General features: G+C 58.2%; 31 protein-coding genes. 29 read left to right on the forward strand and 2 right to left on the reverse strand.

Features of this window, described 5'->3' with window-relative positions; all coding sequences use genetic code 11:
• Positions 1 to 27 precede the first annotated feature (27 nt).
• The 14 genes from G6N74_RS29385 to G6N74_RS29450 all read left to right on the forward strand — a co-directional run bounded on the left by G6N74_RS29385 (position 28) and on the right by G6N74_RS29450 (position 9,292).
• Positions 28 to 375, forward strand: coding sequence for an HNH endonuclease (locus G6N74_RS29385; protein ID WP_205826922.1), 348 nt, complete (start codon positions 28 to 30; stop codon positions 373 to 375).
• A gap of 350 nt (positions 376 to 725) precedes the next feature.
• Positions 726 to 1,133: a P27 family phage terminase small subunit gene (locus G6N74_RS29390; protein WP_246246054.1), complete on the forward strand. Its 408-nt coding sequence runs from the start codon at positions 726 to 728 to the stop codon at positions 1,131 to 1,133.
• A complete protein-coding gene (locus G6N74_RS29395; RefSeq protein WP_165121544.1) occupies positions 1,081 to 2,931 on the forward strand; it encodes a terminase large subunit in 1,851 nt (616 codons plus the stop codon). The genes G6N74_RS29390 and G6N74_RS29395 overlap by 53 nt, the downstream gene beginning before the upstream one ends.
• A 119-nt stretch (positions 2,932 to 3,050) precedes the next feature.
• Positions 3,051 to 4,217: a phage portal protein gene (locus G6N74_RS29400; protein WP_246246055.1), complete on the forward strand. Its 1,167-nt coding sequence runs from the start codon at positions 3,051 to 3,053 to the stop codon at positions 4,215 to 4,217.
• Complete coding sequence (locus tag G6N74_RS29405; protein ID WP_165121546.1) at positions 4,214 to 4,843, forward strand: HK97 family phage prohead protease; 630 nt, start codon at positions 4,214 to 4,216, stop codon at positions 4,841 to 4,843. The genes G6N74_RS29400 and G6N74_RS29405 overlap by 4 nt, the downstream gene beginning before the upstream one ends.
• A 98-nt stretch (positions 4,844 to 4,941) precedes the next feature.
• Positions 4,942 to 6,222 carry a phage major capsid protein gene (locus G6N74_RS29410; RefSeq protein ID WP_165121547.1) on the forward strand — a complete coding sequence of 427 codons (1,281 nt, stop codon included), beginning with the start codon at positions 4,942 to 4,944 and terminating at the stop codon, positions 6,220 to 6,222.
• A 44-nt stretch (positions 6,223 to 6,266) separates the two neighbouring features.
• On the forward strand, positions 6,267 to 6,533 hold the full coding sequence (locus G6N74_RS29415; protein ID WP_165121548.1) for a hypothetical protein: 267 nt from the start codon (positions 6,267 to 6,269) through the stop codon (positions 6,531 to 6,533).
• Positions 6,475 to 6,987 (forward strand): head-tail connector protein, encoded by a 513-nt coding sequence (locus G6N74_RS29420; protein WP_205826923.1) that lies wholly within the window; start codon positions 6,475 to 6,477, stop codon positions 6,985 to 6,987. Before G6N74_RS29415 ends, G6N74_RS29420 begins: the two co-directional genes overlap by 59 nt.
• Positions 6,987 to 7,175, forward strand: coding sequence for a hypothetical protein (locus G6N74_RS29425; RefSeq protein WP_165121550.1), 189 nt, complete (start codon positions 6,987 to 6,989; stop codon positions 7,173 to 7,175). The genes G6N74_RS29420 and G6N74_RS29425 overlap by 1 nt, the downstream gene beginning before the upstream one ends.
• Entirely contained in the window at positions 7,162 to 7,515 is a 354-nt protein-coding gene (locus G6N74_RS29430; protein WP_165121551.1) for a head-tail adaptor protein, read from the forward strand. The genes G6N74_RS29425 and G6N74_RS29430 overlap by 14 nt, the downstream gene beginning before the upstream one ends.
• Complete coding sequence (locus G6N74_RS29435) at positions 7,512 to 7,973, forward strand: HK97 gp10 family phage protein (RefSeq protein WP_312857947.1); 462 nt, start codon at positions 7,512 to 7,514, stop codon at positions 7,971 to 7,973. Before G6N74_RS29430 ends, G6N74_RS29435 begins: the two co-directional genes overlap by 4 nt.
• Positions 7,974 to 8,390 (forward strand): DUF3168 domain-containing protein, encoded by a 417-nt coding sequence (locus tag G6N74_RS29440; RefSeq protein WP_165121552.1) that lies wholly within the window; start codon positions 7,974 to 7,976, stop codon positions 8,388 to 8,390. It abuts the gene before it with no gap.
• A gap of 72 nt (positions 8,391 to 8,462) precedes the next feature.
• On the forward strand, positions 8,463 to 8,909 hold the full coding sequence (locus tag G6N74_RS29445; protein ID WP_165121553.1) for a phage tail tube protein: 447 nt from the start codon (positions 8,463 to 8,465) through the stop codon (positions 8,907 to 8,909).
• Complete coding sequence (locus G6N74_RS29450; RefSeq protein WP_165121554.1) at positions 8,909 to 9,292, forward strand: gene transfer agent family protein; 384 nt, start codon at positions 8,909 to 8,911, stop codon at positions 9,290 to 9,292. The genes G6N74_RS29445 and G6N74_RS29450 overlap by 1 nt, the downstream gene beginning before the upstream one ends.
• 175 nt (positions 9,293 to 9,467) lie before the next feature.
• On the opposite strand, the gene G6N74_RS29455 is transcribed toward G6N74_RS29450, so the two are convergent.
• The gene (locus G6N74_RS29455) at positions 9,468 to 9,752 is read right to left on the reverse strand and encodes a hypothetical protein (protein WP_165121555.1); all 285 of its coding nucleotides are present in this window, start codon (positions 9,750 to 9,752) and stop codon (positions 9,468 to 9,470) included.
• A 23-nt stretch (positions 9,753 to 9,775) separates the two neighbouring features.
• Here G6N74_RS29455 and G6N74_RS29460 point away from each other — a divergent pair, with 23 nt between their 5' ends.
• From G6N74_RS29460 to G6N74_RS29500, 9 genes are all read left to right on the forward strand, one after another.
• Positions 9,776 to 11,905, forward strand: coding sequence for a tape measure protein (locus G6N74_RS29460; RefSeq protein WP_165121556.1), 2,130 nt, complete (start codon positions 9,776 to 9,778; stop codon positions 11,903 to 11,905).
• Positions 11,905 to 12,534: a hypothetical protein gene (locus G6N74_RS29465; RefSeq protein WP_165121557.1), complete on the forward strand. Its 630-nt coding sequence runs from the start codon at positions 11,905 to 11,907 to the stop codon at positions 12,532 to 12,534. The genes G6N74_RS29460 and G6N74_RS29465 overlap by 1 nt, the downstream gene beginning before the upstream one ends.
• A 117-nt stretch (positions 12,535 to 12,651) precedes the next feature.
• Positions 12,652 to 13,335: a hypothetical protein gene (locus G6N74_RS29470; RefSeq protein WP_165121558.1), complete on the forward strand. Its 684-nt coding sequence runs from the start codon at positions 12,652 to 12,654 to the stop codon at positions 13,333 to 13,335.
• A complete protein-coding gene (locus G6N74_RS29475; protein ID WP_165121559.1) occupies positions 13,332 to 13,775 on the forward strand; it encodes a GNAT family N-acetyltransferase in 444 nt (147 codons plus the stop codon). The genes G6N74_RS29470 and G6N74_RS29475 overlap by 4 nt, the downstream gene beginning before the upstream one ends.
• A gap of 34 nt (positions 13,776 to 13,809) precedes the next feature.
• Positions 13,810 to 16,467, forward strand: coding sequence for a phage tail protein (locus G6N74_RS29480; protein WP_165121560.1), 2,658 nt, complete (start codon positions 13,810 to 13,812; stop codon positions 16,465 to 16,467).
• A complete protein-coding gene (locus G6N74_RS29485) occupies positions 16,467 to 17,987 on the forward strand; it encodes a hypothetical protein (protein WP_165121561.1) in 1,521 nt (506 codons plus the stop codon). The genes G6N74_RS29480 and G6N74_RS29485 overlap by 1 nt, the downstream gene beginning before the upstream one ends.
• Positions 17,988 to 18,050: 63 nt before the next feature.
• A complete protein-coding gene (locus G6N74_RS29490) occupies positions 18,051 to 18,242 on the forward strand; it encodes a hypothetical protein (protein WP_165121562.1) in 192 nt (63 codons plus the stop codon).
• Entirely contained in the window at positions 18,243 to 19,382 is a 1,140-nt protein-coding gene (locus tag G6N74_RS29495) for a glycine-rich domain-containing protein (protein WP_165121563.1), read from the forward strand. It begins immediately after the preceding gene.
• Positions 19,382 to 19,807, forward strand: a complete 426-nt coding sequence (locus G6N74_RS29500) for a hypothetical protein (RefSeq protein WP_165121564.1) — start codon at positions 19,382 to 19,384, stop codon at positions 19,805 to 19,807. Before G6N74_RS29495 ends, G6N74_RS29500 begins: the two co-directional genes overlap by 1 nt.
• 38 nt (positions 19,808 to 19,845) lie before the next feature.
• Here the strand turns inward: G6N74_RS29500 and G6N74_RS29505 are convergent, their stop codons facing one another.
• Positions 19,846 to 20,790, reverse strand: coding sequence for a class I SAM-dependent methyltransferase (locus G6N74_RS29505; protein WP_165121565.1), 945 nt, complete (start codon positions 20,788 to 20,790; stop codon positions 19,846 to 19,848).
• A 434-nt stretch (positions 20,791 to 21,224) separates the two neighbouring features.
• Here G6N74_RS29505 and G6N74_RS29510 point away from each other — a divergent pair, with 434 nt between their 5' ends.
• From G6N74_RS29510 to G6N74_RS29535, 6 genes are all read left to right on the forward strand, one after another.
• Positions 21,225 to 22,004, forward strand: coding sequence for a chitinase (locus G6N74_RS29510; protein ID WP_246246056.1), 780 nt, complete (start codon positions 21,225 to 21,227; stop codon positions 22,002 to 22,004).
• Positions 22,004 to 22,180, forward strand: coding sequence for a hypothetical protein (locus tag G6N74_RS29515; RefSeq protein WP_165121567.1), 177 nt, complete (start codon positions 22,004 to 22,006; stop codon positions 22,178 to 22,180). Before G6N74_RS29510 ends, G6N74_RS29515 begins: the two co-directional genes overlap by 1 nt.
• On the forward strand, positions 22,180 to 22,425 hold the full coding sequence (locus G6N74_RS29520; protein ID WP_165121568.1) for a hypothetical protein: 246 nt from the start codon (positions 22,180 to 22,182) through the stop codon (positions 22,423 to 22,425). The genes G6N74_RS29515 and G6N74_RS29520 overlap by 1 nt, the downstream gene beginning before the upstream one ends.
• Positions 22,426 to 22,621: 196 nt before the next feature.
• Positions 22,622 to 22,915: a hypothetical protein gene (locus tag G6N74_RS29525; protein ID WP_165121569.1), complete on the forward strand. Its 294-nt coding sequence runs from the start codon at positions 22,622 to 22,624 to the stop codon at positions 22,913 to 22,915.
• A 138-nt stretch (positions 22,916 to 23,053) separates the two neighbouring features.
• Positions 23,054 to 23,263, forward strand: a complete 210-nt coding sequence (locus G6N74_RS29530; RefSeq protein ID WP_165121570.1) for a hypothetical protein — start codon at positions 23,054 to 23,056, stop codon at positions 23,261 to 23,263.
• A gap of 222 nt (positions 23,264 to 23,485) precedes the next feature.
• A complete protein-coding gene (locus G6N74_RS29535) occupies positions 23,486 to 24,427 on the forward strand; it encodes a hypothetical protein (RefSeq protein ID WP_165121571.1) in 942 nt (313 codons plus the stop codon).
• The last annotated feature ends 223 nt before the right edge of the window (positions 24,428 to 24,650 follow it).

The raw sequence follows: 24,650 nt of genomic DNA on the forward strand, positions 1-24,650 counted from the left end.
TTAAAGCCCATTTGCAGGTAATCACACATGGCGCTGACCGACAAGCGCCCGCACCACCGCACGGCCGCAGCGCAAGCCTACCGGCCGTGGTATGGCCTGAAGATCTGGAAGAATGCACGTCAAACGCAACTGGCTCTCCAGCCGTTATGCGAACGCTGCCTCCAATCCGAGACTGTCACCGAGGCCACAGTCGTTAATCATCGTCAGCCTCACAAAGGCGACTGGTCGCTTTTTATCGATCCCGATAACCACGAAAGCCTATGCGCTCCACACCATGACGCGTTGGTCCAGAAGGAAGAGGCGCGAGGCTATGCGATCGGGGCGGACATCGATGGGCGTCCTATTGACCCGCTGCATCCGTGGAGCCGATCATGATAGCGTCCTCCACCACGGGAGATAGTCATGGACGAGACGGTTGAACGCGCAGCACGAGCAATAGCTCGAAAGGACAACCCTCGAATACTCGACGGGTCAGAGAATGGTAGTCAACTCTGGGAACGCAGCAGGCTCCATTATCGTGACCTCGCACTGGCTGCTATCGGAGCGATAATCGACAACGCTTTGGGCGAGGGCGAAAAGATGGATAGCTCGCAGAGCCCTAGCGTTCGCAAGCATAACGCATGACCGAACGGGAGGGGTGGCTCGAGGGTCTAGGACGGCCAGATCGCGCACCCGTGGCCCCCCTGCGTTCGCACTGCGATGAAAATTGAGATGGGGGGATGATCATGTCAAACGAGCAAATCACCGCCCCGGACTGGACCGCGATCTTCCCGGAAAGCACTGACGTTGCCGAGGCCGAGGATCAATGGCGCGCTGTCATGGCTGACCTTCAAGCGGCCGGAACTCTTGCAGATGCGAACGCTCATACAGTTATCCGGCTCGTGGAATTTCGAGTTCAATACCGGAAGGCGGCGCGGCATGTGGCAGAACACGGCGCTATACTCTCGAACAAACGCGCCAAAGTCGGGCAATGGAACCCCTATTGGTCGGCGATGCAGCAGGCCGACGCGCGGATCGTTGTGCTCGAATCCAAGCTTGGGCTGGACCCAGTAAGCCGCGGAAAGACAACTAAGGTGCAGCGTGGCAAAACCAAAACCCGCGCGGCGGACGCCTACCTCAAGGCAGCAGACTGACCCAGTTACGGATTACGCGACTAGCGTTGTCGCGGGAAAGATCATTGCCGGCGACCATCACATCGCTGCCGCGGAACGTCATCTTCGGGATTTAAAAGACGGTCAGGCGAGGGGACTTCATTGGCGCCCCGAATTCGCAGCTCGCGCAATCGGCTTCCCACCGGCAGTTCTCTCCATCACGGCCGGTACTGCGGAAGGCAAGCCGTTCAACTTGCTGCCATGGCAGTTTTTCTGCACGGGCAGCTTGTTCGGCTGGCGCAAAGACAGCGGGCGAATGCGTTTCCGGTCTGCCTGGGTTGAGACCGGCAAGGGACAGGCTAAGTCGCCATGGATGGCCGCCACCGGCCTATACATGGGTGGCTTCTACGGCGTAAAACGCGCCGAGGTTTACTCCATCGGTCAGGATCGTGCGACAGCGAACGTCCTATTTAAGGACGCCGTTGCGATGTGCCGGGCTCCAATCCCTGGCGGCGAGGAAGATGCTGAAGATACCCTAGTCTCTCGTGGCGACGTGATCATCCGTGGTGAAGGCGACAACGCGTGGAAAATTGAATTCCCGGAAGTCGGGAGCAAGTTCCAGTCCCTGGCCAACGGACAGGCGATCAGCGGTCCGCGTCCCATTATGGTTGCAGCCGACGAGATCCACGAGTTCCGCGACAACTCATCGATCGAGACGTGGAAGCGCGCCATTGCGAAGATGCCTGGTGATGCTTTGATGCTGCTCGGCACCAACACTCCTGCATCAACGCAGATTGTCGGGACGGAGTATTCGGAATTCTATCAGAAGGTCGTGCTCGGCGAGATCGACGACGATGAGGCATTTGCATTCATCGCGCGGGTCGACAAGGCGGACCGTGAAACCGTCTTCGACAATGAGCAGGTCTGGCAGAAATCCCTGCCAGCCCTTGGCGTGACATTTCCGATCGAGAACATCCGTGGCGAGGTCAATACAGCGCGCGTGCTGCTATCAACCGCATTTTCGGTGAAGCGCCTATACTTCGGAATTCCAATCGGCGCCGCTGATTTCTGGATTGCGGAAGAAGCTTGGTCTGCCGTTCAGGGCAAAGTGGACGTCATTAAAATGAAGGGCCGGCGTTGCTGGCTCTCGCTGGACTTATCAGACAAAAACGACCTTACAGCGTTAACGGCCATCTGGCGGGATGAAGCTGGACACCTTTACGCCAAGACGTACTACTGGACCACGCAGAGCGGGTTGAAGGAACGCGCACTCGCCGACAACGCCAAATATGTCGAGTGGGCGGCTGATCCATTGGTGGACTTCACTGCCGTATCTGGCGCCGTAATCGACAAGACCTTCGTTGCTGAACAGGTGAAAAAGCTATGTTCAGAGCACGAGGTTGAGTTCCTTGCTTTCGACAGTGCGGGCATGGCTGATTTCATTGCTGCATGCGAACAGATCGGTTTCCCGGTGTGGAAATTCGAAGGCACCGACAAGCCGGAAGGTACTGGCTTGAAGCTTGTAGCCCACGGACAGGGTAAGCGCATCGTGTTCGAAGATCGGGCGCTCTGCATGCCTAGATCAGTCGAGAAGCTTGAAGATCGCGTTCTAGCGAAGACAATCACCATCGACGCGTCGCCGGTCAGTTATATGTGCGCTGGCAATGCATTCTTGGATGCGGATGGCCAGGGCAACAGAGCTTTCGACAAGAAGCGATCCCGTGGTCGAATTGATGGAATGGTCACGATCGCAATGGCGACAGGCGCAGCGGAATATGAATTCGACGCTGTACAGGCAACATCCCCTTGGGATGATCCCGAATTCTCATTGGCAGCATAAATTGGAGGCCCTCAATGTGGCCATTTAGCCGCCAAGAGCGGTCAGAGTTCGTGGCTGACGCTACGGAATCGCGGAATACTATCGAAAATCCGACCGTACCCGTGAGCGCCGAGAATTTCTTGGCATTCTTCGGCGTACAGTCGGCAAATCTACCTAACGTCACAATCGATCGGGCGTTGACAGTGCCTGCGGTCTGGGCGGCCGTCGCATTCCTGTCGCGCACGCTGGCAGCACTCCCGCTCCACGCGTACCGCACGACAAAAGACGGACCGCAGAAGATTAGCGGTAAGCTCGAATCCGTTGTCCACGATGCGCCAAACGATGGCCAGGACAGTTTTAAGTTCCGGCAATATTTCTGGCAGCAGGTCTTTACCGGCGGCCGTGGCTTGGCTTGGATTGAGCGCACTCCCCAAGGCATCGAAGCCTTGTGGCCCATGGACCCGACAAAGACTGTCGTGAAGCGACACGGCGGCAAAGTCGTCTACCAGTTCGAGAACAAGGAATATCCTGCGGCAGACGTTATCGACGTCCCATTTATGCTGAAAGCGGACGGACTGAAACACTACGGCCCGATCGCCATGTCGGCGAAAGCGATCCAACTTGCTCTGGCGATGAACGATTATGGGTCGAACTTCTTTGCCGGTGGCGGTGTTCCGCCTCTTGCTCTTGAAGGCCCGCTCCCTGCAGGGGCGGACGCGGTTAAGCGTGCACAGGCGGACATCAAACGTGCTGTTGACGGTGCAAAGAATGCCAACGAACCGATCTTCCCGATTCCGGCTGGATACAAACTAAACGCTGTCGGTCTGGACCCTGCGAAGGGCCAGATGATTGAGGCGCGCCGGTTCCAAGTTGAAGAGATTGCGCGCGGTTATCAGCTACCGCCGATATTCCTGCAAGACCTCTCGAGGGCGACCTTTACGAATGCAGAGCAGCAGGACTTACACCTAGTGAAGCATCTGATCGGCCAATGGGCTGAGGCGCTTGAAGGCGAGTTGAATTTGAAACTGTTCGGCCGTGGAAACAACAGCCGCTACGTCGAACACAATCTGGATGGCCTGTTGCGCGGTGACTTTAAGACCCGAATGGATGGCCTAGCGCGCGGTATCCAAACCGCGATCATCACGCCCAATGAGGCGAGGGCGCTTGAAAACAGGCCAGCCCATAGGAGCGGGAACGATCTGCTGATTCAAGGCGCCACTGTTCCGTTAGGCAAACAACCGGCGTCGACAACTACCGTGCCGGCGAATGACAACATTGAACCAGACGACGAGGCAGAGGCCGCATGAGCGACATAGAAAAACGCGGTGGAAGCCTCGGCGTCGAGACGCGCGACGCTGACGGTAAGCGCACACTGATCGGATACGCAGCCGTTTGGAATAGCGACACCACCATTGGTGACTATTTCGTTGAGCGCATTGCACCAGGCGCATTTAGCAAGGCTATCGGCGGCGACATTCTGGCGCTTTACGACCATGATATGGGTCGCGTGCTCGGCCGTACGAGATCTAAAACGTTGCGTCTGTCGGAAGACAATCACGGCCTCAGAGTTGAGATTGATGTTCCCGAGACGTCGGATGGTAACGACCTGTGGACGCTCGTTGCTCGCGGAGATGTCGCCGGAATGAGTTTTGCTTTCCGCGCCACTAAGCAGGAGTGGGACGACACTGGCGACATTCCGCATAGGACGGTCATCGAGGCCGAACTGTACGAAGTGACCGCTACAGCCAACCCTGCCTATCCTGACACTTCGCTGGCCGCGCGTTCCCTAGAGTCTGCTCGTGCAGAACTCGATGCCGTCCGCGATGAAGCTAAGCGCAAGGAAGAGAATGCTGCGGCCGCACGACGGCGCATAGCCGAGCGGGCGGCGCAGCAAGAACAGAGAATTCGGGGCATCCGGCAGGACGCTTCGTAGTCACCCGGCCTAGCCGGAGGGCACGGACGAACAGTCCTGCCATTTCATCACATGTGGCTCGCTTCGGCGGGCCTTTTTTGTTCCCGAAAGGAAGACCCATGAATCTTAAAGAGTTGAATGAAAAGCGCGGCACTCTCGTCGCTCAGGCTCGTGAAGCGCTTGCGGAAATCAAAAAGAATACCGACGAAGCCCGTGCCGCTGAACTTGATGCACGTCACGACGCAATCATGGCTGACTTCGACAAGGTCGAGAATACCATTGAGCGTGAGCAGCGGATGGCTGCGGCTGAAGCCCGCATTAACGCTGCGGCTGAAGAAGAGCGCAAGCGACAGCGCCCGAACTCCGGAGATTCAGAGCAGCGCGGCCAGGACGAAGGCGAAAAGAAGGAGTACCGCGAGGTATTCTACAAGTTCCTCGCTGGTGGCGCTTCGTTGGACGAACTCGACGCTGAAGAGCGTACGATTCTGAAGGCCGGCGTGCAGTCTGCCAAGGAATTCCGCGCCCAGAACACCGGAACCGCCTCTGCCGGCGGCTATACCGTGCCAGTCGAACTCGCAGACTTCATCATCCGTTCGATGAAGGACTGGGGTCCGATGTACAATGAAGACATTGCCACGGTCATTACGACCTCGGGCGGTAATGTCATCAACATACCGACCATCGACGACACGTCCAAGACCGGCGCCAAGCATACTGAAGGCGCTGCGATTGCGGATGATGGTTCGCAGGACGCTGTCTTCGGTAACAAGGAACTGGCCGCCTACGTCTACGACACCGAGTTCGTGAAGTTCTCGATGGAACTGGCCGCTGACTCGATCTTCAATATGGAGTCGCTTCTCGGCAGCCTGCTCGGCGAACGTCTTGGCCGTATCGCGAACCGCGAGTTGACGATCGGTGATGGCACTGGCGACCCGAATGGTGTCGTGACCGCGTCCTCGCTCGGCAAGACCGCAGCCGCATCCGCAGCACTGACCACGGATGAGCTCATCGACCTGCTGCACTCGGTCAACGCGGCTTACCGTCGTTCGCCGAAGACCCGTTGGCAGTTCGCTGACCTAACGCTCGCTGCCATCCGCAAGCTGAAGGACGCTGAAGGCCGCTACATCTGGTCGGCCGGCGACATCCAGAAGGGCGAGCCTGGCACGCTGCTTGGTTTCCGCTACGAGATCAACGACGACGTTCCGCTCATCGCCGCGTCTGCGAAGCCGGTGATCTTCGGTGACTTTTCGAAGTATTTCGTCCGCAAGGTCGGCTCGCCGGTCATCGGCGTCCTTCGCGAGCGCTTCTGGCCGGATCTCGGCATCGCTGGCTTGATCCGATTCGACGGTGAGCTCGGCGATACCGCTGCGGTCAAGCACCTCGTAATGGCTGCTGCCTAATCTTGGATGGCGGGCTTCGGCCCGCCTCCTTCCAAGGAGAGACCATGAAAATCAAGATGTTGATCGGCCTATCTGGCAATGAATATTCGCTCGCGCCCGGCGACGAGCGCGACTTTCCGCAGGATGAGGCAATCCGGTTAATCCAAGCCGGGTACGCGATCCTTGCCGCCGACGTAACGATCGAGCGCGCTGTTTCGACGCCCGTCATCGAAAAGCGAAAGAAGGGCAAACCCGATGTGGTATCCACCGAAGGTGACGACAGCGCCGTCGGCGGAGCCGATATCGCTGGCCGAGGCGAAGCGGCATCTTAACCTCTTCCATGACGACGACGATGTGCTGATTGGTGGCATCATTGCCGCTGCACGCGACCACGTCGAGAAATACTGCGGCGCGCGTTTTGCGTCTCAGGTTATCGAGGCTAAGGCGACATGCTGGGCCGACATGGCGCGCTTGCCGGTCACACCAGTGACCGACGCTGACATCGAGTATGTCGATACGGCCGGTGTTGTGACGGCGTTGCCAGACACGGTTTTCGAGTTACGTGGCGACGGCCTCGTTCTGAAGTACGGCCAGTCTTGGCCGGCTACACAGCCCGGTTCGCTCATTACCCTTACGGCCGTTGCTGGATTCACCAATTGCCCACCCGCCGTGAAACACGCAATGCTTTTACGCATCGAGGATCTCTACGAGAACCGCGGCAGTGTCGATGATGCTGACTGGTCGGCTTTCGATAGCCTTCTCTCGAACTACAGGTTTTACACCTAATGCCCTGGCTCCGCTTTACGGCCGACCACGACTTTCGCCTTCCCGGAAGCACGATCGCCTATAAGGCCGGCTGGACTGGCAATGTCACGCGCGCGGCGGGGGATGCCGCCGTTGCTGCGGGCAAGGCCGTGCGGTTGAAGACACCACGTAAGGGCGAGAAGCCGGAGGACGCCGATGATAAAACGTAGTGGCGCCGGCTCACTGTCGGAGCGCATTACCTTTCAGGTTCGCGGCGTTGTGCCGGATGGGTATGGAAACGATGTCACGGGTCCATTCGCGGACCAGTTCATCGAACCGGCCCGCCTCGCACCTAGGCTTGGCAGCGAGCCAGTCATTGCGGCCCGCCTAACCGGCGTACAGCCGTTTCTCTTGACCGTTCGCAGTTCCACCCGCACGCGGCAAATAACGCCTGCGTGGAGGGCGGTAAATGCGAGAACCGGCGTGACGTACAATATCAAGGCGATCGTGAATCCGGATGAGCGGAACCAGTACTTGGAACTCCTTGTGGTCCAAGGTGAGCCATCGTGACGGTCCTCGGCCTTAGTCGGCTGAACCGCAAGCTCAAGAAGTTGCCGGCCGCGGCTGAAGTGGCAATCAAAACAGCGATGGAGCAGGGCGCCAACGAAATCGTCGCGATGATGAAGTCGCTGGTTGCCGTCGATAGCGGTGAGCTTCGCGATAGCATCGGCTGGACCTGGGGCGACGCGCCAAAATACAGCCAGCGCATTGCTTCGGTAAAGTCGGCAAGCGGCAAGCTTACACTAACGATTTACGCCGGCAATTCGAGGGTGCGCTACGCGCATCTGGTCGAGTTCGCCACCAAGGCGCACGAGAACGGCGGCCTTTATGCTGGCACGCAACATCCGGGAACTTCGGCGCAGCCATTTTTCTTCGTCAGCTATCGCGCGCTCCGGCGCCGCACCAAATCGCGCATCACTCGCGCCATTACAAAATCTGCGAAGGCGGTAGCGGCGGGAGGCAGCTAGATGGACCCGGTACTTGAGTTGCAGGGCGTTATAATTCAGCGTCTTCGGTCTTTTGCTACTGTTACGGCGCTGGTCGGATCGAAATCATACGACCAGCCGCCGCTTGACCAAAATGGCAATGTGCAGGCCACGACTTATCCATACATCAGCATCGGCCCGTCCAATTTTCAGTCGGAAGATGCCGATTGTATCGATGGCGGCGAGGTGATGATCCAGATCGACGCATGGTCGATCGAGCCTGGCCACCCGCAAGTGCGTAACATTGCTGACGCCATCCGCAAGGCATTCCGCGGCTACGACATCACGCTGGCGCAGAACGCCTTAGCTTCGTTCGAACATTGGCGCACCGACTACATCGCCAACGGAACGCTGAAACAGGCCTCGGTTCGCTTCACTGCGATCATCGAGCAGCCGTAGCACTCTCAGCACCAAATCCCCACCACATCGGCCGCCAAGAGCGGCCTTTTTCATATCCGAAAGGTCGCTTTTATGGCGCAGCCGACTACTTCCAAATTCGGTAAATTCCGCATTTTGCTAGGGAACGGAGCCGAACCTGAAGTGTTCACCGCACCCTGCGGTTTCACCTCGAAAGCGTTCACGCTTTCTAAGAACCTCACCGAAATCACCATTCCGGATTGCGACGACCCCGACGCTCCGTTCTGGATCGCTCGCGATACGGAAAGCCTTTCGGCCTCCATTACTGGCGAAGGTCTTGCAGCAGCGGAGTCCATTCAGGATTGGACGGACGCGGCGTACAGTACCGATCCTGTCAATGCCAAGGTCGAGATTGAGTTCGCGACGGGCGTCCTGTCGTTTACCGGTCCGTTCCACATCGACAGCTTCAACCCGTCGGCAGAGCAGGGCGGTCGCGTACAGCTTTCCGTCTCCATGCAGTCGGATGGGCAGGTGACGAAACTCTGGACGGCAACCCCGTAATGAGTCGCGACGCACGCATTGAACTAGACTGGGCGGATGGCACGTATGCCTTCCGCCTTGGATGGGGCCAACTTGGAGAGCTCCAGGAAAAGACCGACGCCGGACCGTATGTCGTGCTCAATCGACTGCATTCCGGACAGTGGCGCGTGGAAGACGTGTCTAACGTCATTCGCCTTGGACTGATAGGCGGGGGACTGGCGCCGGCTGAGGCCTTGAAGATAGTTCGCACCTACGTCGAAGCCCGTCCTCCGATGGAGAATGTTCCGATTGCACAGGCGGTGTTGGCCGCAGGGCTTATTGGCGCGCCGGAGGAAAAATTGGGGGAAGCCGAGGGGGAGGCGGAGAGCGACTCGACGACCTCCCCAACGGAAAGCTCCGAATAGCGGCTATTTACGGCAACGGCGCAGCCATGGGTTTTTCACCACAGCAAATCAACGAGATGAGCGTGTGGCAGTTTATGGCTGCTCTCGAAGGGTACGTTAAGGCGAATTCACCAGACGACGGCAAGCTTGGAAGCAAGGAGGCCGACGAGCTCTGGGAATGGATGCAGAGCAAAGGTTAGTTCGAGAATAAGCTTTCCGGTAGGCATGTTACTGAACCGCCGACACCCAAGGCGCTTACGATCTTCTTTCGTTCGCTTTTTTGCGCATCACAGTCGCTCTTGTTCAGTCCTTCGGCGACGACCTTCTCGTCGTTCCCGATAGCGTGGACAAGGCGGTATGCATCCTGAACGGCGGGCGCGGCAAGCCGGCTGACGGAAGCGCTCTCAGCCTCCTCCGGACCCTTCAGGAAATACCCGCCGACAAGCATCCCAGCCAAAGTCAGCAGTAAAAACTTCCTCATAGCTCCCCCCAAGCGAGACCTAGATGGCAACTGACATCGAGCGACTGGTAGTGCAACTATCGGCGGATTTCAAGCAGTTTCAGAATGCAATGAACAAAGCTCAGCGCGATGCTAATAGAGGCGCGCGCGGTATTGAGCGCCGCTTTCAGCAGATGAACCGCAATATTTCGAGCCAGTTTACTTCTGTGGGCGCTGGACTCACCAAGGCTTTCGCGGTTGCAGGTGGCGTTCGAGGAATACAGTCTCTTCTGGATTCGGCAACCCGTATTGATAATGCCCTGAAGGTCGCCGGGCTTTCTGGCGCTGAACTGGAGAAAGTATACGCTCGGCTGCGTGATAGCGCAGTTGCAAACGCGGCGCCGATTGAGGACCTGGTTACGCTCTACAGCCGGGCGTCCATGTCGGCCAAGGATCTTGGCGTATCTCAAGACGAACTGCTTAAGTTTACCGACAACGTCGCGCTTTCACTGCGCGTTAGTGGCAAGTCGGCGCAGGAGGCTTCTGGCGCGCTGCTTCAGCTCAGCCAGGCTCTGGGCAACGGCGTTGTTCAGGCCGAAGAATACAATTCCCTCATCGATGGGGCTCAGCCATTACTGCAGGCAGTTGCGGCCGGTCTGAAGGAGACGGGTGGCTCAGTCTCGGCACTAACACGGCTCGTTAAAGATGGGCAAATAACGTCCGAGGTTTTCTTCCGTGCATTTGAAGCTGGTGCATCTATCCTTCAGGATAAGGTTGCCAATTCCGTTCTGACAACTTCGCATGCGTTGGAAAACGTCAAAACGGCGATGATTGACGGAATGCGGGAATTTGCGAAGGGGAGTTTGGCCGCAACTGATTTGGCCGACGCCTTCCAAAAGATGGCTGACCACATCAACAGCATTAACTTCGAGTCATTTGGCGAAGAGGTTCGAAAGCTTATTGGCTGGCTCCAGTCTGGAGCTGAGTTCCTGAATGGTTTTTCCAATGCACTAAACAACTTGGCTTCGGCCGCTGGCAGGCAAGTTGGCGCAGACAAGATTGGCGAGTGGGCTGCTGGGACGAGTGTCGGTCAGGCAATCGGCATGCAATCGAACCGCACGATGAACGATCGCTTCGGCGGCGGCTCTGGTGCTGTTTCGGATACTTCGAAAGCTGCCGTCGACGCGTACGTAAATAGAGTTTACGGGTCTGTTATTGAGCGCTCGATTGATAGCGCATCAAAGACCGGGCGCCTTCCTGCCGCAAGCGGAGGCGTCACGCCCGTCTCAATGGCGGACTTTGACGCGGCGCCCAAAAAGGGCGGCAAAGGCAAAGGTGGTAAGGGCGCTAAAGAACGAGCCGACGAGTATGAGCGTCTGGCCGAGCGTATAACGGACAGCACCGCGGCGACAATTGCTGAGACAGAGGCACAGCGCCAACTCAATCCGTTGATTGATGACTATGGTTATGCGGTCGAGAAGGCACGCGCCGAACAAGAACTACTGAACGCGGCCAAGGAAGCTGGCAAGAAGGTTACGCCCCAGTTGCGGGCAGAGATTGCGGCACTGGCCAACCAGTACGCCCTTGCCACCGTTGAGGCTGCCAAGCTGGGGGAGAGCCAAGACAAGATCCGAGAGCGCGCTGAAGACATGCGCGATTTTCAAAAGGATCTGACGCGAGGCATCGTTGACGGTTTTATCGAAGGCAAGAAGGCGGCCGACATCTTCGCCGATGCGCTCTCGAAAATCGGAAACAAACTTCTCGACATAGCGTTTGATACCGCGTTTGGCGGCGGTAGCGAAAAAGGCTTCGGCTTTGTTGGTAAGCTGTTTGGCTTCGCATCGGGCGGTTACACCGGCTCCGGCGGAAGGTATCAGCCAGCCGGTATCGTCCACAAGGGCGAGTATGTGGTTCCAAAAAGCACCGTCGACAAGGTTGGTGTTTCTGGCATCGAAAGAATGTTGGCCGGCTACGCCAACGGCGGCCTTGTAGGCGCTCCAAGCATGCCGCGCATTCATGCGCCTGCCAATCAGAACAACGGCCCAAGCATGACATTCGCACCCGTCATCGACGCGCGCGGAGCAGATGTTGCGGCCGTCGATCGGCTTGAGCGGGTGGTTGCCAAGCAGCAGCAAGAATTTGAGGCGCGAGTGGTCAACACCGTTCGGCGAGCCCAGAAGACGCGGAACCTGTAATGGCCATCACCTACCCATACAACTTCCTAGACTTGTTCCCTGGCTGGGCCACGGAATTCGACGTCTTGTATAGACAAGAGCAAAGCCGAACGGCGGGCGGTCGAACGATCGTAAAGGATCTCGGCTCCCCGCTGTGGACGGCTACATTCCAGTCACGGTCGATGCAGCCGAACGAGCTTGACGAGTGGCGGGCCAGGATGAAGGCGCTTGAGGGTGGAACCCAAGAGTTCCGCGCTTGGCCGACTAGCCGCTGCTATCCGATCGCCTATCCCAACGGCGTCGGCATGGGCACAGTCAGCGGCGCTCAAGTCAACAGTATTGCGGCCAACCGAAAGACTATTTCTCTGAAGGGCCTTCCCGTCGGATACACAGATCGCATCGGCGATTACATTCAGATTGGAACATCCAACCTGCATCAAGTTCTAGAGGCCGCAACGGCCAATGGGAGCGGGGTTACAGGCACGTTTGAGGTGAGGCCGCACCTGTGGCCCCTTTCGGCGGTGAACGACGCTGTGACGGTTGTAAAGCCTTCCTGCCTCATGACGCAGGTGCCCGGCTCCCTGTCGACCACCGCAGAACTTCAGACGGGGCGCGGAACGATAACGTTCCAGGCAGTCGAGAGCCGTTAGCACCAAACAACCGAGCTGCCTCTCAACGATGCGCATCTGCTGACCTGAACTAACAGGTATCGCCGCCGAGACGTTGGCGGAATCGGCCATCTATTTCCCCACTCCCAGCGAGACAACATGCGCAACATTTCGGCTGCCAATCTGGCGGCATTGCAGGCGCGCGCCTTGGTTGCCCGCGACTTCCTCTGGATTACGGCACGTGACAGAGATACCGGCGCGACGTTTCCGTACGGTTTCTGGTCTGACGTTGGCGACGTTTCGGCGCCTGTCTTGAATCCAAACACAGGCCTTTCGGTGACTCGGAACTTCGAAGGTTCCGGAACGCTGATTCAGATCAGCGATATTCCGCTAGTCTCCAATCTGACGATCCAGAACGTGACTATCCAAATGTCGCAACTGGATCCTGCTGTTGAGAACATCGTTCGCGGCTACGACCTGAAGCAGGCCGGCGTGGAAATTTATCGCGGCCTATTGAGCCTCGAAACACGCCAGATAGTGGCACCAGCCTTTTGCCGGTTCGTCGGCTTTGTCGACACGGTGGAAATCACCACTCCTAAAGAAAACGACGTAGGCTCGATCGTCTTGACGTGTGCTTCACACACTCAGGAAATGACGCGCGGCAATCCGGATACACGTTCTAACGATAGCCAAAAGCTTCGTGGTGCGACGGACGACTTCTTCGCCGATGTAACGGTTGTCGGGGAGCAAGAGCATTTCTGGGGTCGCCAGAAGGGCAAGATTTCTGCCAGCGCACCGACACGCAAGATGACGGGCGTTGTCCTGTCCGGCGTGCCGAATTGATCCGGCACGCCGTGGCTGGGGACAAGATGCGTGCGCTAATGATGGCGCGGTCGTTTCACGCTGCGGCAGGAATGCCATTCGCATTCCAAGCCGCGCATGCCTCTCTCGTGTTTGACACCTGCCTGACAGATGTCGACCGTGTTTGCATCATCTATGACGTCGACTGCACTGCCCAAGGCGTATTGGCGGCGCAGGCTGGAGCGCATCCTTTCGGCCCGTTCAAGGTCGCTACCGAAATCATGTGGTGGATCGAACCAGCCCACCGCGGGCGTGCCGCATTGCGCATGATTGGCGCCTACGAAGATTGGGCGCGCGCGCAAGGTTGTGCGTTTGCCAACCTTGTTGGCCTTGGCTCCGAACCGGTCACGACCAATCTTTACGAGCGCTGCGGATACGCGGCGGCTGAGCGCCATTTCATGAAGCCGCTCGCCGCCCGCTGACAGCCGCCCCTAGCGCACATTTCAGGATACATCGATGGCCTTTTTTACCGGACTCGCGTCCGCCATTGGCGGTGCGATTGCGTCCATTTCCAGCTTTATCGGCGGCCTTGGTGCGATCGGAACTTTCCTCCTCAAGACAGCCGTCGGCATTGGTCTAAATCTCCTCGCCAAAGCAATCGCCGGTCAACCCGACGAACCGCAATTCAGTGTGCAGGGCACGCTTCAGGCGGGCGGCGACGTGCCGCGTTCGTTCATCTTCGGTCGCACCGTTACGGCCGGCTCATTGGTCTATGCCAACACACATGGATCTGCTGGCAAAACGCCGAACGCCTATTTCACGCAGGTTATTGCGCTTTCCGATATTCCGATAGCCGGCATCGCCAATCTTTGGGTGAACGGCGAGCTAGTAACGCTTCCCGATTTCAACACCCCGCCTATCGGGCCTTCGGGTTGGGCCATTCCGGAATACGAGAAGGAGGGTGGAGACAATAACCTCTGGATCAAATTCTGTGACGGCACTCAAACGGTCGCCGACTCGTATCTGGTTGGCCAAGTTTCAAGCGCAGATCGCCCTTACTCGAATACCCGAGTTGGCCGGGGTGTGGCTTATGCCATCATCACGGCGCAGGTTAAAGAAGACCTCTTTACTGGCTTCCCGCAGTTCAAGTTCGAACTTCAGGGAGCACGGCTTTACGACATCACCAAGGACTCCACGGAAGGCGGTTCTGGCTCGCATCGCTGGTCCGATCCCGCAACGTGGGGCGGTGATGGTGATGATCTTCCTGCGGTTCAAATTTACAACCTGCTTCGCGGCATCACCTATGGCGGGGCATGGCTGTATGGCCTGCAGAACTTGCCTGGCGTCCGACTCCCCAACGCAGACTGGATAGCCCAGATAAACAAGTGTCGAGCGCTTGTTTTAACAACGTCGGGCACAGAAAAGCAGTATCTGACTGGCGGCGAAATCCATGTCGGAGCCCAGATCGCCGATGCTGTCGACGCCATTCTGACGGGCTGCCAAGGCAGACTTTCGGAAAGCGGCGGCATCTACAAGATTTACGTCGGCGAGCCAGACGCTCCGGTCTTTGCCTTTTCGGACGACGACATCCTGTCAACGGAAGAGCAGAGCTTCACGCCGTTCTTTGGTCTGGCCGATACAATCAACGGTATCAATGCGTCGTATCCAGAGCCTGCAGAGGCATGGAATACGAAGGTCGCTCCGGCTCTCTTCAACACGACGTTTGAGGCTGAGGACGGCAATCGCCGCCTGATGGCCGACGTCCAGTTGGACATGGTCTATCGCTCGACACAGGTCCAGCGATTGATGAAATCTGCGCTGGCTGAGGGCAGGCGTGCCCGCCGGCATACGTTGGTGCTTTCGCCCGCTGCATGGATTCTTGAGCCGGGTGACATTGTCTCTTGGACTTCCAACCGCAATGGCTACGAAGCCAAGCTGTTCCGCGTCGACGGCGTTGCGGATCGCGCAAATCTAGACGTGATGATTGACCTCACCGAGGTTGATCCTAGCGATTACGATTGGAACCCGTCGACAGACTATAAGCCCCCTGTTTTCGGGCCGCTTGGTCCTAATCGGCCTAGCCCGCAACCAATCGTTGATTGGTCCGCAACGGCATCGACTATTCCGGACAATAGCGGGTCTGGGCGTCGTCCAGCAATTCTGTTGGCATGGGACGGAGATCAGGTAGATGTCGACGCGGTAGCGTTCGAAGTCCGCCTAGCAACTAGTGGAACCGTGATCTATCGCGGCCGAACTGATAACGTAGCTGCTGCATCAATCCTGATTTCACAATCACTGCTCCCGCTTACCGCCTATCAGGTGCGTGGCCGGTATGTGCCTCGTTCAGACCGAGAAACCCTTTGGTCTGGCTGGCTGGCCGTCACGACGCTGAACATTCTGCTCGGCGACCAGGACGTCTACCTGCCTGGCATGATCGAGGACATCGAGGAGTTCGTCGGCGGCGCCACGGAGTGGTTGCGTGAAGGCTCTCGTGAACTGATCTGGGAGGCGCAGCAATTCGCGCTCCGGACCGTAGATCAAGACGCGGCCAACTATCGCGACAAGCAACAACTCCGAACCGAGCTTGTCTCAACGACCGAGACGGCGTTTGGCAAGGTCACAGCGGCCTACCTCGATGCGATAACTGTCGCCACCGGGCCAATGTCGGCTATCGGACAACGCCTCACCACCATTGAGGCAACTGTGCCGACACTGGCTTCGGCGTCTGCCGTCAGCCTTTTGAGCGCTCAGGTTTCCGGCGTCGGCGGGCAGGTCGCTGCGCAGGCCGATTCCATCACAGCGCTTTTCGTGGCGATGGGAGGTGATTCCGCTGCGGTCAATGTCCGCATGTCGGCGTCGGCCGGTCCTTCTGGCTACGCGGCTCGCTACGGCATCGAGGCTCGTACGGGAGGCGCCGGCACATACCGGTCTGCGTCGATGTTCATTGACGTGCCCACCTCGACCAGCTCGCCGACGCGTGTGGCATTCGTTGCCGACCAATTCATAATCACCGACGGCACCAACAATGCGCAGCCTTTCGTCTTCCAGGGCAGCACTGCCTACATGGAAAACGCGCGCATCGGCACGGTCATCTTCAACCAACTCTCTTCGGCGAACGGCAAGCTTGTCCTGAAGGGCAGCGGGTCGAATGCCTCGATCGAGATATTCACCTGATGGCGCGCTTTTTCGCTGGACGAAAGACCTCTGGCGGCGGTGGCGCAGTCAAGGTCATGAAGGACAATGCCGACAATCCGAACACCACGCCGAACACTGACTTTGGCAAGTTCCTGTTCAACTCGGAAACGCAGGACATCGGCTACATCACGGGGCTGTGGTCTATTCCGTTTTCTGCGTTTCAGTCGTCGGGTTCGACGCCAGTATACGGGCCGGCGGGGTCGACTTCCGCCAACGCGCTCTATTACACCCGTTTCTTAGGTAATCGTAACGGCTGGTTTAGCGTAAACCGCATCTTCGGCGCTCCACCGTACTCTTTCAATCCCATGATCGAGATACGATTGCGGCAATCAAACGGTCGCTATTCTGCGGGCGCGAGCAGGTACACGACATATGATACGGGCAGCAACAGCGGCGTGCATGTCACGGCGCCGGGGTATGTTTCGAGAGGCGGCGTAACAGAAGCGGAGAACGGATGGACGCCGGGTGGATGGGTTTACTACAACACCGCCCCTGCCGCCGATAGCGGTGGAACATACGTTCACACTGTTTGGGAGTTGCCTTGCGACAACGTTGCGGTTGGCAGCCCGACGGCGACGCCCGTCGTCGGTCAGTGCAATGTTCGAATCAATCCAACGACGACAAAGGTCTCCAGGCCGGGCTTTGATGTTGGCTCCGCAACTGGCCGGCAGCTTATCCTCGATAGCGATCGAGTTTACGCCAAGGTTCTGAAGGCGGATGAGATTACTATCGCTGCGGGTGGAACGGCCACCATTACCTCGCCTGTGCCGATCCCGGCGACGGCCTATCTGGATTGGAACTGGTACTTCACTGGCGGTTCGGTAATCTGGCCCCCGGCGACAACCGGCCAGGTCGCTGCAAACACCGAAAACGGGCTGGAATATTCGATCTCGGGCTCGACAGTCACGGTCTACAACACAGGCGGCGAATCTATCACGGTTCGCTATATGCTTTGCGCGGACAGCGACGACACGGTGCCGTCGATTGGTGGCTCCGAGGTGTATCGCATGATTGGCAATGACGTGCAGATCAAAGTGCCGGGGTCTTCCGATTCATCGCCCAAGCTGCGCGATATCCTGCTCGATACTCGGTTTTCCTACATTCCGATCATCGCGGAGGGGTGGATTACCCCATCCGATTGCACCGAGAGCGCGACCAGCACGCGCTTTGGCAACAAGGCCAAGACGATCAGCTTCACCAACACAGGCTTCACTCCCTTTGTGAAGATGATCGTGAAGCAGAATTCCAGCAATACGGGGCTTCAATATCGCGAGCCTAGATCCCGAATGCTCGTCTTCTACGGCAGTTCCGGTCTGAACTGGACGCAAGGAGCGGAGGGCACTGTGGCGCAAATCACCAACAGTTCGGTGAAGTTCCACATGGCAACCGGCGCGCCTACTTGGATCAACCCGACAAGCCCGAACAGCGGCATCTACGATTCATCCGACGATCCGCTTGGCATCCGATACTACATCTTCGGCATTCCGACCTCGCTCTAAGTCACCCCTTCGAACGCCGTCCGTCACCGCCCTTTCACGGCGGTTTCCAGCCATGGAGTTTTCATGTCCGACACCCAGAAGGTGCAGATCGCGCCGCAGGCCGCCTATGTCGAGGCGCAGGCGCTCATTGAATTCTATCGCAATCGCAATCTGCTCCTAGCGCAGCAGGCTTTCGAGTTGGCCGGGACCGTCGAGGCGCAGGCTGCGGAGATTGAGCGGCTGTCTACTCCGGGCGACGCCGAGAAGGAGGCCTAAGTGCCAACTCCCAGCTTTTACAACACCGGTACGGCTACGGTTGCGGCGCTTGGCACGGCAGTAACCGGGCAAGGCACCGCATGGCTGAACTCGATCAGGCCTGGCGATCTGTTCGGCACGCATAAGGGCGCTGGCATCCGTGTTCTGACCGTCAACAGCAACACGTCGCTGACGCTGGCTTACGCTTGGACGGGCGGCGCTCAGACTACGGCTGCTTACGAGATCGCCATCACGCCTGACAGCGCCCGTATGCAGGAAACGACGCGGCAACTGCTGGAGCTGCTGACCAACGGAACCCTGTCATCGTTCGCCGGCCTCGATGGTACGGGTGGTGACAAGGGAGTAATGCTCTCCGGCGCGGGAGTCGCTGCAACGTTTCCCCTGACCGCTTACGCCCGCACCCTGCTCGACGACGCCAACAATACCGATGCGCGAGCCACATTGCTTGCAACCGGCAACCTTCATCGCGTGACGGCGATCACGGCCTCAACTACACATTCTTTCGCTACGGCATCGAAATCATGCCTGATCGAAGTGCTTGGAGGCGGTGGAGGTGGGGCCGGCGCAAACCCTACAGGCGCAACAACCGCAAGCGCCGGGGCGGGTGGTGGCGCTGGTGGATACGCACGCGGCTTCTATGCCATAGCCGCAAGCACGACCATTGCCAATGTCACCGTTGGCGCGGCGGGCTCCGGGGGATCAGCCGGTACAAATGGCGGTGCGGGAGGGTCTTCTTCGTGTTCGGCGGGGGGCATATCTGCACTCACCGGAGGAGGCGGCGGTGGTGGCGTGGTGCCACAGGCATCGGCCGTAACCATGGTTCGCAGTGGCGGAACAGGTGGAACGGCGAGCGGTGGCGCAGATGTCAATGCGCCTGGTCAATCTGGAGGCTCATCCTACAGCCACGGTTCGACAATCAACTCCACGATGAACGCGCTCTCCGGGCAAGGCGCAGCATCAATCTATGGCTCTGGTGGCGACGCCGTGACGGCCCGCGGTTCTTCTGCTGCCGGCTCGGCTGGCGGCGCGGCTTCTGGCTATGGGGCGGGCGGCGGAGGCGCGTCGCGCGTCGGAGACGCCAATACCAATTCGGGCGGCAATGGTGCTCCGGGCCTCGTCATTATCTGGGAGTTCCGCTGATGTTTCGGGCAATCGTAGAAAACGGGATTGTCGTCAATCGCATCATTGCAGCGCTTGGCTTCGAAGAGGGCGTCCTATGCGGTGCGGAAGTCCAGATCGGCTGGAGCTATTCGGATGGCAGTTTCTCGCCGCCGCCGCAGGAGCCTGAGCCGTTGCCTACTGTTGAGGATTACCGTGTCGCCATTCAGGCGCTTATCGACAGCGCGGCGCGCTCCCGCAACTACAATGATGGAACCGCGCTTGCCGGCTACAAGGACTGCACGGTGCCGCAATGGTCTACCGAGGCCATCGCGTTCACCGCCTGGCGCGACGCTGTCTGGGTCTATGCCTACGGTGAACTCGACAAGGTGACGGACGGCGAGCGCACTCAGCCGACCGTCGATGATTTCCTCGCCGAGCTGCCGGCTATCGACTGGCCGGGCTAGAAGCGGATGCCAGAAAACAGGTACAGCACTGCGAATTGCTACACCGTGACCCCGAGCGGCAGCCGCACTTCATCAAGCGGTGCATCATAGGTACCGATCTGGTTCAGAAGCGCCATTGTATCGATGCCCCTTCCTGTGCTCGGAAGATCGGCAGGCGCATCGTAGCCAACTGGTTTCGTTGTCGCGTGGTCTAGAACGGACCAATCAATCAGATCCATATAATCGCGCGCTTCGAAAGTCCGCTGGACCCATTTGTCTTCAGGCTTCGCCGGATAGTCGGCAGTTGCCCTGAATGCGATGGCAAACCGAAGCGACTTCGTCTCGTTCTCGGTGATGGGGCCAAATACTGCATCGATTGGCTCAAGGCGAAGCATACGACCGTAGTATTCCATCATTTTGATCGTGACGTACCAGAACGTAGTGGGATCTGTCGGGCTCATTCGTCCTGCCGCATTGAAGAACTCGGCATATGTGTTCAGCGACGACCCTGCAGTCTCGACTATCATTATGCCATCTGTCCGCACGAGCGACCGCGACAGACACATCGTCCCGAGCGTGTTGAAGACATGGTAGAGCAGGCCGGAATTCACCACCACGTCGAAGCCCAGGCGCTCGGATTTGTTCGATAGATCAACAATCTGCTGTTGGGTGACGAGCGGGTTGTATTCCATCTCAAGGCCGAGGCGAGCCTTAAGTTGCCGTATCTTCATCCCAAAATCGTTGCGGTCGCAGCCGACGACGTGGCGCGCACCACGCCGATGCATGAGCGTAGGTATCAGCCCGTCAGCACAGGCCACATCAAGACAGTCCAGCCCTTGGATATCGCACCGCGACAGGAGTTTCCGGGTAAGCGCGATGTTTTTGTAGTTACCGCCTGGCGTGTAGAAACCGGGTTTTAGTTCAATCGAGTAATACCAGCGGTCTTTGTCGAACCGTTTGGCAAATTTGTCTTCAAGAATCTTTTCGTAAGCTCTCGGGTCCACGAACGTGTCCTTTGGTTGGCGGAAAAGAATTCAATTTTGTCATAGCCGAATAAACCCAGCCTGCACATAACTTCCTGACATTTGCGGGCCGCCTCCAGGCGGCTTTCTTCTAAAACTGAAAACGCGTCGGTCTACTGGCGGGAAGCCATCACCAGTTCAGAAGTACCCAGACCATCAGACCGGCGCTCAGCACGAACATGGCGATATAGACCAGCAGCCTGAAGCGAGACCGGTGGGTGTCAGGGAATCTCTCGTGCCTCATGGCAACGCTCCCTGTCTGGAAGCGATCGTATCTCAACCCGCTCCGTTCTTACAATCACGCCTCACGGCGCTCTTTTATTTCCCAGGACATCGTCATGAACAACACAACGTTCTTCGCGTATGCGAGGCGCGCGCCTTTTGGGGGCCGTCTTTCGACGAGCCAGGTGGCTGGAATGGAGGCGATTCTCGCTGAAGCGTCCAAGCGCGGCACGCCCGACCAGCATTTGGCCTACATGCTCGCGACGGCATTCCACGAGACGGGCGGCAAGATGCAGCCGGTTCGCGAGAATCTGACTTACTCGTCTGCCGCCCAAATCCGGAAGACTTGGCCAAGCCGGTTTCCGACCGTTGCAAGCGCACAGCCGTATGTGCGCACCCCGCAGAAACTCGCGAACAAGGTCTACGGCGGAAGGCTCGGCAATGTCGGCCCAGACGACGGCTGGATCTATCGCGGCGACGGTCTGCCGCAGCTTACCGGCAAGACCAACTTCGACAAGTTCGGCGTGAAGCCTGGAATGGACCTGAAGACGGCCATCCGCGTCATGTTCGACGGCATGGCGAAGGGCATGTTCACCGGAGCCAAGCTGGAGCGGTACTTCGGCGACGGCAAGGAAGACCCGGTTGGCGCCCGCGCCATTGTCAACGGCACGGACAAGGCGGCGCTGATTGCCGGGTACTACAAGAACTTCCTCGATAGCATCGTTGCGGCTCGAGACGTCAAGACCAAGGACGTCGTGGCCGAGGCTGCAAAGCCTGACGATGTGCCAGCGGGCGAGAGCAAGTCGCTCATGGCGATCGGGTCCGGCCTTATCACCAGTGGCGGTCTTGCGGCCTTCACTGGCGGGCCGTGGGGCTTCGCGGCATTGGCCTTGCTGCTCGCCGTCGGCGTGCTCGGCCTGTGGCTCGTTATGTCTGGTCGTGTCGAGATCAAGCGCATCAAGGACGCGCTGTGATGGCTGGCAAGATAGAAGTAATGAAGCTGCCTCGCGGTGAGTACACGAAAGATGGCGCCTATTATGCAACGGTAGACGGTCGAAACATCGGCATGCCCGGTCGCGCATTTTGGGAGACTCGCGAGCAGGCCAATGCATGCGGCGTTATCTTTGTCGCCATGCGAGAAGCGTTGTGATGATCGCCACCCTATGGTCTGCGCTCTGGTCGCGGTTCGCAGGATGGATCGCCGCAGCCGGTGTCGCCCTGGCAATTCTTGCTGCCGCCTATAGCCGCGGCAAGACCGATGCGGCGGCCAAACAGACGCGACAGCGGCTGGAAACAATCAACAAAGCACGGAAAGTCGAAGATGAAGTGGATCGCCTTGGCGACGCTGATGTCCGTATCGGCCTTGATAGGTGGATGCGTGACGGCAAGCGGTAATTATTGCGACGTAGCCAAGGCAGTGCGCCCGTCTGTTGACGACCGGCTTACCGACGGCACGGCGCGGCAAATCCTCACCGAGAACGAAAAGCTGGCCAAACTGTGTGGGTGAAACCATGAAGTATGCAAAAACTGCATATTGCCGCGCTTGGCTTGCCGTCTTGTCGTTCTCGGTCGGTGTGCGAGGTCTGGTAGGATGACGGTCGAAGTAGGAATCGCCCTAGCGATCTTCGTCGCGCTGTCTGGTGTGTTCTGGAAAATGTACGACATGATCCAGAAGGCCGGAGAGAAGGGCGAAAAAGCCCAAGCCGATCTGGCCGCGCATAAGGTTCACGCCGCTGAGGTGTTCGCGACCAAGCAAGGCATGCAGGAGCAAACCGCTCAGCTGCTACGCGCGATCGAGGGCATCGGCAACCGCATTGACTCTATCAGTGAGCGCATCGATCGCGCCTTTGAGCGCCAGCCAGCACGTCGCTCGAGCCAACCATAAGCCCCGTTGCCGCAAGGTGGCGGGGCTTATGGTTGGCTCTACCAACTGTTTCATTTCCTGGCTCTTTCCGTCAAGTTATACCGGTGGGGGCTGTTGCAATTACGATGGAGGAGCGATTTGCAACGGCGATATGCGCGAGTGATTGATGAAAAGAGCTCGTTCTTGCGTGATGTCTGCAAGAGGCTGCGACGCGAATTCGGCCATCCAACCGGTAGTAAGCAGGGGATGGAAATTGCCAACGATATTCTTGCATTGTTCGAATCCGGAATAACGGATGAAGAAGCGCTGTTGAGCGCCTATCGGGAAAGCCATGCGAAACACCGCCCTAATTCGGAAGGTGAGGCATAGCTCGAAACGGCTACTCCGCATAGTTCCAGGCCCAATCTCTCAGGCCCGTCTCGAGAGTGGGCGATGCGTATCAGTTGTTCGATAAAGAAGGCGTGCCACGACAAACTTAGTGGTATTCTCGGCATGTCGAACAGCTCAGTGGGATCAAGGTCGAAGGGCATAAAGCCTATGACGCGGTGATCATGGTGGGCAACGCTAACCGGTTGGAAACGGGAACTGGGCATGGGCTTGGATTCGATGTTCGGCGGCGGCCATATTTTGATCGTCATGCTGGGGCTGCTCGGCGCGTTGCTGCTGATCGTGTCGGTCTTCATAAATAACCAGGTCGCTCATTACACACAGCGTGACGAGCGTCATAAGGAAAAGCAGCTCGAATATTATCGCAATACATTTTCGCAGCTTGGCGTGATCCTTCTGGGTATCGCCGTTTCGCTGTTCATATTCTTTTTTCAGCAGAGCTACCTGGAACGTCAAAGACACGAAACACAAATGCAAGAACTGTTGGCGAAGCTAAGCGTAAGGCTGAGCCGGGCGGCACCGCTGCTTGAATTCGTCGCCGAGATCGACCCAGTGCTCGACGATGGCGGTGCTTATATCGACCCCGCGGACGGTGGGTCGAACCGAGCCGTATCGGCAACCGGGCCAGATTTCGCTAGGCAGGTCCAGGCTATCGAGCTGCTTCAGCGCGAGATTGATCTCGAGGATTTTGGTGCGATGCAGTTCTCAGGCGATTTCCAATCGTCGCCGTTAGTGAACCAAATCGATCCCAGTCTCTGGTTCGGCATGGTCAAGGATGAGGCGGATCTGGCGTACGCGGCGGAGCAGCTTCGCCAGGATTACGGCGATCTGCGGGCGGTGCTCGGGGCTCGCAAGCCGGGCGAGGGCGTATCCGACCCGGATGTTGCCGGGAGCCTCAAGCGTGAAGTGTTGGATGTGCTGTGGGATTACGCCTGGCTCCGCGACCGGAGTCGGCGTCTCGTCGGGCGCGCCTGCTGGTTCTTAAGCGAGGGCCCGAAATTCCTGTCGCTAAAGCCGATTGGTGCGGTCGAAGTCAGGTACGACTCGCACCGCGAATGGCTTGTGGAGGCGCGAAAGGCCTATGAACCAGTCTCGGCCGGCGGCGAGAATTGCTACGCCATGCTCAGGGTTGCCGAGCAATCTTAACGCGGCGCGGCGCAAGTTTGACCGAATTTCCTGCCGGGTCAGCGATTTTGATTGGAATAGTCGCAATCCGAAGTGTTAACTCTGGGTCGCTCCATGGCGGCAACCTGCCGGCGCCCCTGCTCCCGCGGCAGCACAGAACCCGGCCCTCTCTGGCTTCGCGACAGCGGGCTTCTTATTGCGATTTTCGCTTCAACCGAAGCGATCACCGTGGACCTGATCTAGC

Origin of the sequence: Mesorhizobium zhangyense, from assembly GCF_011045115.1 — a bacterium.
GTDB lineage: Bacteria > Pseudomonadota > Alphaproteobacteria > Rhizobiales > Rhizobiaceae > Mesorhizobium_M > Mesorhizobium_M zhangyense.

Bases quoted from the DNA above. Each gene is read 5' to 3' on its own strand.
- G6N74_RS29440 (WP_165121552.1), top strand. From the start codon at position 7,974: ATGGACCCGGTACTTGAGTTGCAGGGCGTTATAATTCAGCGTCTTCGG.
- G6N74_RS29460 (WP_165121556.1), top strand. From the start codon at position 9,776: ATGGCAACTGACATCGAGCGACTGGTAGTGCAACTATCGGCGGATTTC.
- G6N74_RS29455 (WP_165121555.1), bottom strand. From the start codon at position 9,752: ATGAGGAAGTTTTTACTGCTGACTTTGGCTGGGATGCTTGTCGGCGGG.
- G6N74_RS29485 (WP_165121561.1), top strand. From the start codon at position 16,467: ATGGCGCGCTTTTTCGCTGGACGAAAGACCTCTGGCGGCGGTGGCGCA.
- G6N74_RS29470 (WP_165121558.1), top strand. From the start codon at position 12,652: ATGCGCAACATTTCGGCTGCCAATCTGGCGGCATTGCAGGCGCGCGCC.
- G6N74_RS29415 (WP_165121548.1), top strand. From the start codon at position 6,267: ATGAAAATCAAGATGTTGATCGGCCTATCTGGCAATGAATATTCGCTC.
- G6N74_RS29525 (WP_165121569.1), top strand. From the start codon at position 22,622: ATGACGGTCGAAGTAGGAATCGCCCTAGCGATCTTCGTCGCGCTGTCT.
- G6N74_RS29480 (WP_165121560.1), top strand. From the start codon at position 13,810: ATGGCCTTTTTTACCGGACTCGCGTCCGCCATTGGCGGTGCGATTGCG.
- G6N74_RS29510 (WP_246246056.1), top strand. From the start codon at position 21,225: ATGGAGGCGATTCTCGCTGAAGCGTCCAAGCGCGGCACGCCCGACCAG.
- G6N74_RS29515 (WP_165121567.1), top strand. From the start codon at position 22,004: ATGGCTGGCAAGATAGAAGTAATGAAGCTGCCTCGCGGTGAGTACACG.
- G6N74_RS29410 (WP_165121547.1), top strand. From the start codon at position 4,942: ATGAATCTTAAAGAGTTGAATGAAAAGCGCGGCACTCTCGTCGCTCAG.
- G6N74_RS29520 (WP_165121568.1), top strand. From the start codon at position 22,180: ATGATCGCCACCCTATGGTCTGCGCTCTGGTCGCGGTTCGCAGGATGG.
- G6N74_RS29405 (WP_165121546.1), top strand. From the start codon at position 4,214: ATGAGCGACATAGAAAAACGCGGTGGAAGCCTCGGCGTCGAGACGCGC.
- G6N74_RS29450 (WP_165121554.1), top strand. From the start codon at position 8,909: ATGAGTCGCGACGCACGCATTGAACTAGACTGGGCGGATGGCACGTAT.
- G6N74_RS29535 (WP_165121571.1), top strand. From the start codon at position 23,486: ATGGGCTTGGATTCGATGTTCGGCGGCGGCCATATTTTGATCGTCATG.
- G6N74_RS29430 (WP_165121551.1), top strand. From the start codon at position 7,162: ATGATAAAACGTAGTGGCGCCGGCTCACTGTCGGAGCGCATTACCTTT.
- G6N74_RS29445 (WP_165121553.1), top strand. From the start codon at position 8,463: ATGGCGCAGCCGACTACTTCCAAATTCGGTAAATTCCGCATTTTGCTA.
- G6N74_RS29385 (WP_205826922.1), top strand. From the start codon at position 28: ATGGCGCTGACCGACAAGCGCCCGCACCACCGCACGGCCGCAGCGCAA.
- G6N74_RS29465 (WP_165121557.1), top strand. From the start codon at position 11,905: ATGGCCATCACCTACCCATACAACTTCCTAGACTTGTTCCCTGGCTGG.
- G6N74_RS29490 (WP_165121562.1), top strand. From the start codon at position 18,051: ATGTCCGACACCCAGAAGGTGCAGATCGCGCCGCAGGCCGCCTATGTC.
- G6N74_RS29390 (WP_246246054.1), top strand. From the start codon at position 726: ATGTCAAACGAGCAAATCACCGCCCCGGACTGGACCGCGATCTTCCCG.
- G6N74_RS29500 (WP_165121564.1), top strand. From the start codon at position 19,382: ATGTTTCGGGCAATCGTAGAAAACGGGATTGTCGTCAATCGCATCATT.
- G6N74_RS29425 (WP_165121550.1), top strand. From the start codon at position 6,987: ATGCCCTGGCTCCGCTTTACGGCCGACCACGACTTTCGCCTTCCCGGA.